Genomic DNA, 13276 nt, shown 5'->3' with positions numbered 1-13276 from the left:
AGCGATTCGGGATGTGTCGGTGTCGGACAAGGCTACGCCTGTGTAATTGAGAGATGCTGAGCGTAGCGAAGTCCCGAGAGCGAAGCGATTCGGGATGTGTCGGTGTCGGACAAGGCTACGCCTGTGTAATTGAGAGATGCTGAGCGTAGCGAAGTCCCGAGAGCGAAGCGATTCGGGAAAGTTCCAAGAGCATAGCGATGTATAATTTAAAGAAAACGAATTTTAAAACGATCTCGATGTTTAAAAAATATTTATAAATTATATTTATATTTTTTAAATATGATTTATATTTGAATAAATGCAATATTATGGCAACTTATACTTCAACACTACCTGACAAGTTATTGGCAGAATTAGACCAAACCGCCAAACAGCTTAAAATTCCAAAAAATAAGTTGATTGAAAAAGCTATAAGCTTTTATCTTGAACAAATGGATAAAGCAGCTTATAAAGCTTCATTTCAAAGAGCCTCTAAAGATCCAGATATGATAGAAATGGCCGAAGAAGGTCTACAGGATTATGTAGAAATGCTTGAAAAATTTGACAATGAAGATTAGACAATCAGAAATTTGGCAAGTCTATTTTGATCCAGTTGTAGGAAACGAACAAGCTGGTAATAGACCTGCAATAGTCGTTAGTGGGAATACTATGAACAAATATTTTAATGTGTTATTAGTATGTCCATTAACTTCATCTTTAAAAAATTACAAAGGTCATCCTATTATCAAACCATCGCCAGAAAATGGTCTTCAAGCTACTTCAGAAGCTTTGGTTTTTCATATTCGCTCAATTTCTAAAAAGCGGTTTAAGAAAAAAATTGGACAAATAAACCAAACCGAATTAGGCAAAATAAAAAATACTTTAAATAAACTTTTAGACTATTAATTTCATTTAGAATTACAACAACTATGCAAACCACACAAAGTTATATCAAAGGAGAATGGACGCAAGGTCAAGGAGATGGTCAACCCATTTATGATGCAGCAACAGGAGAACATTTTACCAATATCAATATAGAAGGATTTGATATTCCTGAAGTTTTAGCTTACGGGCGAAAACACAATAAAAGTTTGAGTCAAATGACCTTTCAGGAACGTGGATTAATGCTTAAAAAACTCGCTTTTTATCTTCAAAAAAAACGAAGAGATTTATATGAAGTCAGCTATCGCACAGGAGCTACCAAACGCGATTCTTGGTTTGATATTGACGGCGGTATCGGCAACTTATTTGCCAATGCTTCGTTGAGAAAACTTTTTCCCAATTCACCTTTTGATGTGGAAGGCGACCCGATAGATTTGTCTCGTGGCGGTCGATTTATGGCACATCATATTCTTGTGCCAAAAGAAGGTGTGGCAGTGCATATCAATGCGTTTAATTTTCCTGTTTGGGGAATGTTAGAAAAATGTGCGGTCAATTGGATGGCTGGCGTACCAGCCGTGGTTTTGCCAGCACCACAATCAGCCTATTTGACCGAAGCAACTGTAAAACACATCATTGCATCAGGTATTTTGCCCGAAGGTGCACTTCAACTGATTAGTGGCACGGCAAAAAATATTTTAGACAGTGTTCAATCTCAAGATATCGTGACGTTTACTGGCTCAGCTTCTACAGGTAAATTGCTTAAAAATCATCCGCAATTACTCGAAGAGTCCGTGCCGTTTACGATGGAAGCTGATTCGCTTAATGCCAGTATTCTCGGTGAAGATGCCAAATTAGGTACGCCAGAATTTGATTTATTTATCAAAGAAGTTCGCAATGAAATGACTGTGAAGTGTGGTCAAAAATGTACTGCCATTCGCCGTATTATTGTACCTGAAAATTTAATAGATGATGTGCAAAAGGCTTTAAGTCAAGCTTTAGACAAAGTCACGATTGGCGACCCACGTTTAAAAGAAGTTCGGATGGGTTGTTTGGTAGATAAGCAACAACTGGAAAGTGTAAAATCTCAAGTTGAAAAAATCACCAAAACTGCAGAAATGGTTTATGGTGATTTTGAAAGCACCAAACTTATTAATGCTGATTTTGAAAAAGGTGCATTTATCAAACCTATTTTATTAAGAGAAAACGAACCTTTTAAAAACGAAGCTGCTCATACAACAGAAGCTTTTGGTCCTGTAAGTACCTTGATGCCATATAAAACGATTGATGAAGCTGTAGAGCTATCAAAAAAAGGTAAAGGCTCTTTGGTGAGCTCAATTTTTACCAACGATGATAAAATTGCTACAGCTTATACCATTCAAGCGGCATCTCACCACGGTCGAATTTTAGCGATTAACAGAGAATCAGCCAAACAAAGTACGGGTCACGGCTCGCCATTGCCAAATTTGGTTCACGGTGGACCAGGTCGTGCTGGTGGTGGAGAAGAAATGGGCGGTAAACGCGGGATTAAGCATTTTATGCAACGTTGTGCCATTCAAGGCAGTCCAACAACATTAACCGAAATCACAGGTATTTATCAACCTAAATCGGCTTATAAGGCGTCAAAAAAACATCCTTTTGCTTACCATTGGGAAGACATTCAGCCTGGTATGTCGCTTGAAACGCATAAACGCACTTTAACCGATTCGGACATCATTAATTTTGGAAATTTAACTTGGGATCACTTTTATGCTCACACTGATATCACTTCACTTGAAGGTAGTATTTTTGAAAAACGCACAGCTCACGGCTATTTCATCATATCAGCTGCTGCAGGATTGTTTGTTTATCCCAACAAAGGACCCGTTGCCGCCAATTACGGACTCGATGATATTAGGTTTTTAAGACCTTTGTACCATAATGATACCATTTATGTGCGATTAACTTGTAAACAAAAAGTTGATCGAGAGCCAAAAGGTAAGGAGTTGCCTAGCGGAATCATTAAGTGGTATGTTGAAGTTTTTGATGCGATGGAAGACGATCCCGAAGACAAATTAGTTGCCGTGGCGACGATACTCACTATGGTTCAAAAAAAGCAAACCACTTTTCCTGAAATAAGTCGGAATTATTTAGAAGAAAAATTAAAACTACTCAAGCCTGACACCAAACCCAAATGGGGAATGATGACGGCTCAACATATGATTGAGCATTTAGAATACGGTTTAAAAATAGCCAAAGGCGATATTCAAGATTTTGAAATAGCTACTCCAGAAGATCATCTTGATAAAGTTCAGGAAACTTTGTATAATTATGAAAAAATGCCAAAAAATTATAAGATGCCATTGATGAATGAAGGAAAGTTAGAAGACTTGCAACACGGTGATTTAACAACGGCAAAAGAAGCCTTATTAAAAGCTTATGACAAATTTCATCTTTATTTTAAGGAAAACCCAGATGCTATTACTAAAAATGCGGTATTTGGAGAACTCAACTATTTTGAATGGAAACTCTTAAACCGTAAACATTTTCATCATCACTTTGAGCAGTTTGGATTGGTCTAAATATATCTATTTAACAGTTACAGAGTCATTTTTGTTTTCAAATTGAGCTTTGTACAAGTTGTTATAATATCCGTTAGCATTTTTTAAAAGTGTGTGATGTGTTCCCGTTTCAACAATATGCCCTTCGTGCATGACAATGATTTTGTCTGCATTTTTCACAGTTGCCAATCGATGAGCAATGATGATTGATGTGCGATTTTGTGTGATTTTATCGGTTGCGTTTTGAATCAGTTGCTCGCTGTAACTATCAATAGAAGATGTAGCTTCATCCAAAATTAGAATACTGGGTTTACAGACGTAAGCTCTTAAAAATGCAATCAGTTGACGTTGACCAGAAGACAGCATCGCACCGCGTTCTCTTACATTGTAGTTGTAGCCACCAGGAAGACTCATGATAAAATCATGAACACCAATAGATTTTGCGGCATTTATCACATCTTCTTTTGTTATTTTTTCGTCGTGCAAAGTGATATTATAAAAAATACTCTCTGCAAATAGAAAGACATCTTGCAAAACAACGGCAATTTCTTTTCGCAAAGCAGAAAGCTCGTAATCTTTAATGTTTTTATTGTCGATCAAAATTTGTCCATCTTCGATATCGTAAAATCGTGTCAGCAAATTGATTACGGTGCTTTTGCCAGCACCTGTAGCACCAACAATTGCAATAGTTTCACCAGGTTGAACCACAAATGAAATGCCTTTAAGCACATCTTCATCTTTAATATATTTAAAGCGAACGTTTTTAAATTCAATATGGCCATTGAGTTTTTGTGGAATTATTTTTCCGTGATTAGGAATATAGGCTTGAGTATCTAGTATATTAAAGACTCTATTGGAAGCTACCATGCCCATTTGAAGTGAATTGAATTTATCAGCAATCTGTCTAAGCGGTGCAAATAACATTCTAACATATTCTATAAAAGCCACAATTATCCCTAAACTCAATGTATCAGATTCTACGATGCGTAAACCACCATACCAAACTAACAAACCTATAGTAACAGAGATTGACATCTCAGCAATGGGAAAAAAGATAGAATTGTAAAGTACTGTTTTGTTCCATGCTTTTTTGTGTTTTTCGTTAATGTCTTTAAATTTTTCATATTCTTTTTGTTCACGATTAAAAATATGAACGATTTTCATTCCTGTTAAGCGTTCTTGAACAAATGAGTTGAGATTAGAAATCTGGGTTCTCACTTCTTCAAAAGCGACTTTCATTTTCCTTTGAAAAATCCTAGTAGCTAGAAACACAAACGGTAAAACGGTTAGCACTATTAGTGTAAGATGCCAACTTTTATAAAACATAAAGAGGAGAACAGCAAGCATTTTGAGCAAATCGCTCAAAATCATGAATAAGCCTTGACTAAAAATACTTGCTATTGTTTCTATATCGCTTACAGCTCTTGTTACCAAACGTCCTACGGATGAGGTGTCAAAATATTGCTTTTTAAAATTGATCATGTGATTAAAAAGCTTAACTCTGATATCTCTGATAACCTCCTGTCCAAGCCAATTTGCAAAATAGATAAAAGAGAGTTGAAAAATCACTTCTCCTAACAGGACAACTATCATCCAAATGACCATTTCAACTAACAGATCTTGGTTTTTTTCAGGTAGTGCATTGTCAATAATAAGCCCGAGTAGATGCGGTCTTAACATCCCTAATGCGGCAAGTGCAAGTGCAGAAAATAACACAAAATAAAAAGTGCTTCTGTAAGGTTTTGTAAAACCTAAAACACGCTTAAATAATTTGATATCAAATGCTTTACCTGTCTTGTTTTGAGCCATAAATAGAGTTTAGTGGATAAGGATAAACTATTTCTGTAAGGTATAAACCTTTTGCGGGTACAGATTTGCCTGCATTTCTTCTATCTTCTGATTTTATGATATTTATAAAGTCTTCAAAAGTGTTTTTCCCCAAGCCAACATCAACAAGGGTTCCAGATATTGCTCTGACCATATTTCGCAAAAATCGATTTGCTGTAAGTTCAATAGTTATAACATCACCATCTACTAAAATGTTAGTAGAGATGATGTTACAATTAAAATTTTTTACAGCGGTTTTCACTTTACTAAAACTTTTAAAATTATGAAAACTGGTCAGTTGTTGAACGCATTTATGCATAAGTTTAACATCTAACGAATTTTTGATGTAATATGCAGAATCTTTTTCAAATGGATTTTTTTGAGTTGAAATACGATATTGATAAGTTCTCGAAACGGCGTCAAATCTGGCATGTTGATGTAAACTGACTTCAAATATATCTTGAACAGCAATATCATGAGGTAAGATAGTGTTCAATTTGTAAATAAGATTGGGATAAGTATTTTTTAAATCTGAAGTTGTATCAAAATGTGCTATAAATTTTTTGGCATGCACGCCTGTGTCTGTTCTACCAGCTCCCATAACTTCAATATTTTCTTGTAAAGCGGTTGATATAGCTTGGTCTAAACTGGCTTGAATGCTTGGTTTTTCTGGTTGTTTTTGCCAACCTTTATAAGCTTTACCCCAAAATGAGCATTGTATAAAATAGCGTTTCATATCATGGTTATTTATAAAAAAACCCTAAGTCTAAATAACAAATTCTATAATGATTTTTAAATGATAAAAATAATTAATCATCATATAGCAAAACCCATTCGTTATGGAAAAAGTAATCCCATTCGGCTTTTGCCATATCTTGTTTAGGGTCTATTAGTGTTTTGTAGGGTTTGCCATTAACGCTCACTTTAGAGCTGACATAAATTTCGATGTCTTCACCTTTTGCTTCATATTCTTCTTTTAAACGTTGAGAAAACTGCCATATACCATCAGGTTTAGCTAACATACGTTGTTGTTTTTCTGTGAGATAGTCGTTTTTTTTGACGTAAAAACTTTTGCCTGAGTTTTTATTGACAATTTTTATAAGGGTTGATGAATTTTTGGTCCTCAACATCATTCGCCAACTCATACGGTGACCTTCTTCTGTCCATAGCACATCGCCTTTTATAAACCAATGTCTTAATGGCAGACAAAACTGAACAACAAACCATAGACCGATAAAGCCAGTTAAAGCCTTATGATATTTAGGTAAACTGATTTCAGCTTGATTATAAAAAGGTTTTGATTTTAAAAATTTTCTATGGATAAAATCTTTTGGATAAAAAAACAAGGTGAACGCCAATGACATATAAGGAAAGATGCCTATTTGAAAAATAAAACTGTTAAACAAATGAAAGAAAATGCTGATAAAAAACGCCACATTTCTTGTTTTTTTCCACAGTAATGCTGGTACGATGAGCAAATCAAACAAGATTCCGAAGTAAGCGATAACATAATGAACCCAAGTTTGCTGCAGGAAATCACCAACCAATAAAAAATGTGATTTGCCTTGCATAAGTTGTTTTGGGACGGTGGCATCCAACCAATCAGGATATATTTTGGCAACCGATGCATAAGTGTAAACTATCCACAATTGAGCAATGATGAAAATGATCACCCAGTTGGGCATATGATGGCTTTTTAATTTTGGATTTAATTTAACGTCAACAGATTTATACCGATGTGCAGGAACTATACACATAAAAATCAGTATTAAAATAAGAAGATAGTAATGATTGTTGTATGAACTTTTTTGCATTAAATATACAGCAATCCACATCAGTGTATAAATAATGATGTTTAACCTGTATTTAAAGCCAATCATGACAAAAAAACCAGCCAAACCCATGACGATGTAATAGACATACATCCAATGGCCAGGTAGAGGTTGTAAAAAATCAAAGCCGATAAAATTAAAGGTGAATTCAGGTTTGATGAGTGTTTGCTTGATCCAACCCGTAAAAATGGCTCCCCAAGCTTCGGCAGTGATGAGAAAACCGAAGATGATTCTAAACACAATTAATGGTGAATTATCTATTTGTTTGAATAGAATAGCTTTCATTGAAGGGTTTTGATATAATTTATTGAAAAGGCTTTATCTTTTTGCATTGCAGCTTTTAGAGCAGCCAATGAGTCAAATTTTCTTTCATCTCTGATGCGTTTTAGCAATTGTATTTCAAGAGTTTTACCGTATAAATTCCCTTCAAAATCAAAAAAATAGGTTTCTACAGACTTCCTGTTGTCTTTAGCAATCGTAGGATTGTGACCAATATTCATCATACCAAAATACGGTTTAGAGTCTATTTCAGCACAGACCACATAAACACCTTCTTTAGGAATAATTTTGTAGTTTTCTTCTATATATAGATTAGCTGTTGGATAACCTAAAGATTTACCAAGTTGCCTGCCTTTGACCACTTTTCCTGTCAACACAAAAGGTTTTGATAAATATGTATTGGCTAAATCTATTTGACCTTCTGTGATGGCTTTTCTTATTTTTGTTGAACTTACGGCAACATCATCAATATCTTGCTTTGAAATTTCTTCAACTTCAAAATGATAAGTTTTTGCAAAAGCTTTTAAATCTTCAATATTAGCTGTGCGATTTCGTCCAAACCTGTGGTCGTAACCTACAATGACAACAGCTGCGTTTAGATGGTCAACCAAATATTGTTTGATGTAGTCTTCAGCTTTGAGTCTTGAAAATTCTATGGTAAAAGGTTCAATGACTAAATAGTTTAATCCTGTATCAGATAAAAAACGAATCCGTTCGTCTATGGTGTTGATGAGTTTCAAATCTTGATTTTGTTGTAAAACCATTCTGGGATGCGGAAAAAAAGTCAATAACACAGAGTCTAAATCTTTGGTTTTAGCAACCTGATTTAATCGATTAATGATTTTGCGATGCCCCAAATGCACACCGTCAAATGTGCCGATGGTTACCACCGTTTGACGTTGAGGTTTAAAAGCAGATGCAGATTTAAAAGTTTTCACATTAAGTTATTTTCCATTAAAATCATTCATAGTGTTGTGTATGCCAGCTAATCCAAAGCTAATAATGGCTTTTGAGGCTTTCTCTAAACGTTCATCTAAAGATTTTTTTTCATCACTATTCCAAGTGCCTAAAACATAATCAATTTGTTGACCTTTAGAAAACTGGCTACCAATACCAAATCTAAATCTCGGGTATTGGTTAGTGTTTAGTGTATCTTGAATGTGTTTTAAACCGTTATGCCCACCGTGGCTACCTTTGGCTTTAATTCTTAATGTGCCAAAATTTAGATTGATATCATCTGTAACGATGAGGAGATTTTCTATTTCAATATTTTCTTGTTGTAACCAATAATTTACTGCTTTTCCGCTGAGGTTCATATAAGTGTTAGGTTTGACTAAAACAAAAGTTCTTCCTTTGACTTTTAGTGTGCAAATATCTGCAAGTTTTTCTGTTTCAAAAGTTAGTTCATTTTCTTTTGCCAGAGTGTCAAGGATTTCAAAACCAATATTGTGTCGTGTATTTTGGTATTTCAAACCTGGGTTTCCCAAGCCAACAATCAAAAATTTCTTCATTAGGTTTTTTAAAAAAATGATATTCAAATTTAGGGTAAAAAAAACAATAGCTCAAAAAACACGGGGTTAATTTCTATTTGGTCTGGCATAAAAAAAGCTGCCTCAATTAAGATTAAGACAGCTTTAAAAGTATTGAATAGCGTTGGTTTATTCTTCTTTTTTCTCTTCAGAATCTTCACTTGCTTCTGCACTTTCTTCTCCTTCAACAGCTTCGCTTTCTTCGTCTTCGTCAGCACTTTCAAGTAATTCAATATTACGAGATGTTCTCACTTGACAAATCACGGTGTTGTCTGGGTGAAGAATTTTATAGTCATCACTTTTAACAGCCGTGGTGTAAAGTTTTTGGCCAATTTTAAGTGGTGTAACATCTGCAATGATATAGTCAGGCAAGTCTTTAGCCAAACCTCTTACAGACATTCTACGTAAGTTAAATCTCAATACGCCACCATTTTTAACCCCTTTTGGAATACCTTCAGCGTGAACTGGAATTTCCATAGTGATTTCTTGGTCATCTTCAAATTTATAGAAGTCCATGTGCAAGATTTCATCTGTTACTGGATGAAATTGGATATCTTGCAAAACGGCGTTGATTTTTTTACCATCGTCAAGCACCAAATCTACGGTGTGAACATCTGGTGTGTAAACCAAATCTTTGAAGGCAATGCTTGGTGCTGAAAAGTGCATGACATCATTCCCTCCGTATAATACGCAAGGAACCTCTCCAGCATTACGTAAGGCTTTTGTTGCTTTTTTGCCTACGCTTTCTCTTTTAGATCCTTTGATCGTAATTGATTTCATAGTTGTTTAATTGAATTTATTTACATTAAAAATTTTGAACTTATTGATTTGTTGTGATGCACAGCTTTCATAACATCAGCAAATAAAGCTGCTGAGCTCACCACTTTTATTTTTGAACTCTGTTGTCTAAGTGGAATACTATCTGTAACAATGAGTTCTTCTAATTTTGAATTTTCTAGTTTTTCGTAAGCATTGCCAGACAAAACAGGGTGCGTACAAACAGCTCTTACCGTTTTTGCACCACGCTCAATCATTAGATTGGCAGCGTGAGTTAATGTTCCAGCAGTGTCCACAAGGTCATCGACTAAAACGACATTTTTTCCAGTCACATCACCAATCAGCTCCATATGCGAAATCACATTGGCTTTTGCTCTTTGTTTATAGCAAATCACAACATCAGATTGTAAAAACTTAGAATAGGCATAAGCTCGTTTTGAACCGCCCATATCTGGTGAAGCTACTGTGAGGTTGTCGAGATTGAGATTTTTTAAATATGGAAGAAAAATAGTAGAAGCATATAGATGATCGACGGGTTTTTCAAAAAATCCTTGAATTTGGTCGGCATGCAAATCCATTGTGATAATACGTGTAGCACCAGCGGTTTCAAGCATTTTAGCTACCATTTTAGCTGCAATAGGCACACGTGGTTTGTCTTTTCTGTCTTGTCTCGCCCAACCAAAGTAAGGCATTACAGCCGTGATATGTCTGGCTGATGAACGCTTAGCGGCATCTAACATCAAAAGCATTTCCATCAAATTATCACTGCTTGGGTGAGTAGATCCAATAATAAAAACGCGAGTTCCTCTTACCGATTCTTCGAAAGAAGGTTGAAATTCGCCATCACTAAAATTGAGACGATTAACTTTACCTAAGGGAATACCATAAGATTCTGCAATAGCTTGGGCTAAAGTTTCACTTTGTGAACATGGAAAAATTTTAGCAACTTTTTCTATTTCAGACATCTTTAAAAATACTTTCTTTTTATGGTTTGCAAAAGTAAAAAATAAATTTGAGCTATTGGAGGTATAGTCACTTTAAATTCTGAAGTCACAAAATGGCGAAAATACATGATTCAATAGGGTTTAAAATATTGATTTTTTTATTGGATTAATCAACTGTTCGATAAAATTAACCATTCATCGACACCAAAAACTCTTCGTTGCTTTTGGTTTGTTTGACGCGTTCGTTAATAAACTCCATAGCTTCTATTGGGTTCATATCGCTCAGGTATTTTCTCAACACCCACATTTTTTGTAAGGTATTTTCATCGAGTAAAATATCATCGCGACGTGTGCTTGAAGCATTAAGATCAATAGCTGGAAATATTCTGCGGTTTGCAATTTTGCGATCTAACTGCAATTCCATATTACCTGTGCCTTTAAATTCTTCAAAAATCACTTCATCCATTTTTGAGCCTGTATCAATAAGTGCAGTGGCAATAATAGATAATGAGCCTCCGTTTTCTATGTTTCTTGCTGCACCAAAAAAGCGTTTAGGTTTGTGCAATGCATTGGCATCTACACCACCACTTAACACTTTGCCACTGGCAGGTTGAACCGTATTGTAAGCTCTAGCCAAACGCGTGATAGAATCTAAAAGAATAACTACATCATGGCCACATTCTACCAATCTTTTGGCTTTTTCAATAACAATATTGGCAACTCTAACATGCTCATGTGCTTCTTTATCAAATGTTGAAGCTACAACTTCGCCTCTTACATTTCTTTGCATATCGGTAACTTCCTCAGGGCGTTCGTCGATAAGCAATACAATTTGATACACCTCGGGATGATTGGCCGCAATGGCATTTGCTATATCTTTAAGCAACATGGTTTTACCCGTTTTAGGTTGAGAGACAATCATGCCTCTTTGACCTTTTCCAATGGGCGAAAACATATCAATAATCCGAGTTGAAATTGTAGAATCTCTATCTGCTATATTTAGTTTTTCCTGTGGAAATAAAGGCGTTAAATGTTCAAAAGACACACGATCTCTGACCACTTTAGGGTCAATACCGTTTATCTTTTTTATTTTAATCAAAGGAAAATACTTTTCACCTTCTTTTGGCGGTCTGATTTCACCAAGAACGGTATCACCTGTTTTTAGACCAAAAAGTTTAATTTGAGATTGAGACAGATAAATATCATCAGGTGATGACAAATAATTGTAATCTGATGATCTCAAGAATCCATATCCATCTTGCATTATATCCAAAACTCCTTCAGACTCAATTAAGGCATCAAACTCATAATTAGGATGTCTGTATTTATTTTTGTTTTGAGAGTTATCATTTGGATGAGACGATTTTGACGATGGCTGATCCGTATTTTGCGTTTGGTCTTTAGATGGAGTTTTAGGCTGGTTTTGTTTGCTATTACTCCGATTAGACTCTTTTGATGTTGGTTTTTGAGACTCTTGCTGATTTTGACTTGGGCTTGAAGACGACCTTTTATGACCTTTATTTTGATTATCAGAAGGAGTGTTTTGTTTGCTTTTTGGTGACTGTTCAGGCTTTGATTCCTTCTGCTGGTTGGTGGGTTTTGATCTGGAATTATTATTCCGCCTTGCATTTGAACTACTCGATTGAGTTGTTTTAGACTTTTGATTAGGCAAATGTTTTTGACTGTCTTTCAGCCTGTTACCATTATCAGATTTGGTTTCAGATGTCGAACCGTTTTTTTGATTTTCCAAATAAGCTTTTACATCTTGTGGATTTGTGGCTTGATAGTCTAATATCTTGTAAACCAAATCCAGTTTTTTGAGTCCTCTAAATTTAGGAATAGATAATTCTTTAGAGATTTGTTGTAATTCAGTCAGTTTTTTTGACTTTAAATCTATGATTTCAAACATGTATATAAAATAGGTTTGTTGTTAGCAATTGTAAAATTGTTCAATTTAATTCAGGAAGAAAATTTTTGTTGAAAATAAAATGATAAGTTGTGTATGAGATACATACAACTTTGCAGTGCAATTATACAACTTTATTTTGTTTTCTCTATAATTTTTTAAAAATAATCCATTATTTTTGCGATAAAATTAATTCAAATATGATTCAACGCATTCAAAGTGTGTATTTGTTTTTAGTTATTTTAAGCAATACAATCGCTACTTTTGTTTTTGGCGTTCAGTTAGATAAAGTAGCTAGTTTTATAAAAGACTTCAATTTTGAATACGTTTCCTATTTTGTTTTAGTTATTGTATTGTCGCTATGGGGTTTGTTAACTTTCAAAAAACGAAAGTTACAACTCAAAATAGGACGATTCAATTTGTTTTTGAACTTTGTCGCCTTAGGCTTTTTGATATATTGGTTGCTAATTTTACCTGGAGAAATTAATTTTTCTGAGAAAGGTATTGGTCTTATTATTCCCGTCATTTCTATCGTTTTTATTTTTTTGGCTCAAAAAGCCATCAAAAGGGATGATGAGCTCGTAAAATCTGCTGACCGATTCAGATAGTCTTTGCCTTAGTATATTAGTGCACCCTGACGATTCTGTCAGGGTTTTTTTTACACTGGGATTGATATCAGAGGAATGATACAACCCTGACGATGCTGTCAGGGTTTTTTTATAAGAAAGATTTATATGTCATAATTTCAATCAACTCATAATTACTTTATCTCAAATTAAATTTC

General features: G+C 34.9%; 12 protein-coding genes. 4 read left to right on the top strand and 8 right to left on the bottom strand.

Translation table 11 applies throughout. The features are described 5' to 3' along the window. Window positions 1-308 precede the first annotated feature (308 nt). The 3 genes from ACSSV5_RS11850 to paaZ are packed head-to-tail and all read left to right on the top strand — an operon-like array spanning window position 309 to window position 3419. Window positions 309-557 carry a ribbon-helix-helix domain-containing protein gene (locus ACSSV5_RS11850; protein ID WP_454246034.1) on the top strand — a complete coding sequence of 83 codons (249 nt, stop codon included), beginning with the start codon at window positions 309-311 and terminating at the stop codon, window positions 555-557. After that, window positions 547-885 carry a type II toxin-antitoxin system PemK/MazF family toxin gene (locus ACSSV5_RS11845; RefSeq protein WP_247653520.1) on the top strand — a complete coding sequence of 113 codons (339 nt, stop codon included), beginning with the start codon at window positions 547-549 and terminating at the stop codon, window positions 883-885. Before ACSSV5_RS11850 ends, ACSSV5_RS11845 begins: the two co-directional genes overlap by 11 nt. 23 nt (window positions 886-908) lie before the next feature. Then, window positions 909-3419 carry a phenylacetic acid degradation bifunctional protein PaaZ gene (paaZ, locus tag ACSSV5_RS11840; protein ID WP_454246033.1) on the top strand — a complete coding sequence of 837 codons (2511 nt, stop codon included), beginning with the start codon at window positions 909-911 and terminating at the stop codon, window positions 3417-3419. A gap of 6 nt (window positions 3420-3425) precedes the next feature. Here the strand turns inward: paaZ and ACSSV5_RS11835 are convergent, their stop codons facing one another. The 8 genes from ACSSV5_RS11835 to rho form a co-directional block, all read right to left on the bottom strand. Then, window positions 3426-5207 (bottom strand): ABC transporter ATP-binding protein, encoded by a 1782-nt coding sequence (locus tag ACSSV5_RS11835; RefSeq protein WP_454246032.1) that lies wholly within the window; start codon window positions 5205-5207, stop codon window positions 3426-3428. After that, on the bottom strand, window positions 5185-5961 hold the full coding sequence (gene truA, locus ACSSV5_RS11830; protein ID WP_211065294.1) for a tRNA pseudouridine(38-40) synthase TruA: 777 nt from the start codon (window positions 5959-5961) through the stop codon (window positions 5185-5187). Before truA ends, ACSSV5_RS11835 begins: the two co-directional genes overlap by 23 nt. A gap of 73 nt (window positions 5962-6034) precedes the next feature. Then, window positions 6035-7342 carry an HTTM domain-containing protein gene (locus ACSSV5_RS11825; protein WP_454246031.1) on the bottom strand — a complete coding sequence of 436 codons (1308 nt, stop codon included), beginning with the start codon at window positions 7340-7342 and terminating at the stop codon, window positions 6035-6037. Next, window positions 7339-8274: a bifunctional riboflavin kinase/FAD synthetase gene (locus ACSSV5_RS11820; protein ID WP_454246030.1), complete on the bottom strand. Its 936-nt coding sequence runs from the start codon at window positions 8272-8274 to the stop codon at window positions 7339-7341. Before ACSSV5_RS11820 ends, ACSSV5_RS11825 begins: the two co-directional genes overlap by 4 nt. Before the next feature lie 6 nt (window positions 8275-8280). After that, a complete protein-coding gene (gene pth, locus ACSSV5_RS11815) occupies window positions 8281-8847 on the bottom strand; it encodes an aminoacyl-tRNA hydrolase (RefSeq protein ID WP_211065297.1) in 567 nt (188 codons plus the stop codon). Window positions 8848-8994: 147 nt separating this feature from the next. Then, window positions 8995-9645: a 50S ribosomal protein L25/general stress protein Ctc gene (locus ACSSV5_RS11810; RefSeq protein WP_211065298.1), complete on the bottom strand. Its 651-nt coding sequence runs from the start codon at window positions 9643-9645 to the stop codon at window positions 8995-8997. Between the two features lie 20 nt (window positions 9646-9665). Continuing rightward, window positions 9666-10607 carry a ribose-phosphate pyrophosphokinase gene (locus tag ACSSV5_RS11805; RefSeq protein WP_454246029.1) on the bottom strand — a complete coding sequence of 314 codons (942 nt, stop codon included), beginning with the start codon at window positions 10605-10607 and terminating at the stop codon, window positions 9666-9668. 166 nt (window positions 10608-10773) lie between these two features. Further along, window positions 10774-12495: a transcription termination factor Rho gene (gene rho / locus ACSSV5_RS11800; RefSeq protein WP_454246028.1), complete on the bottom strand. Its 1722-nt coding sequence runs from the start codon at window positions 12493-12495 to the stop codon at window positions 10774-10776. Window positions 12496-12692: 197 nt separating this feature from the next. Here rho and ACSSV5_RS11795 point away from each other — a divergent pair, with 197 nt between their 5' ends. Beyond that, entirely contained in the window at window positions 12693-13100 is a 408-nt protein-coding gene (locus tag ACSSV5_RS11795; RefSeq protein ID WP_454246027.1) for a DUF4293 domain-containing protein, read from the top strand. The last annotated feature ends 176 nt before the right edge of the window (window positions 13101-13276 follow it).

This window comes from Psychroflexus sp. MBR-150, from assembly GCF_053628795.1.
The sequence above is the reverse complement of the archived record's forward strand: the minus strand, read 5'-3'. Positions and strand labels throughout refer to the sequence as shown.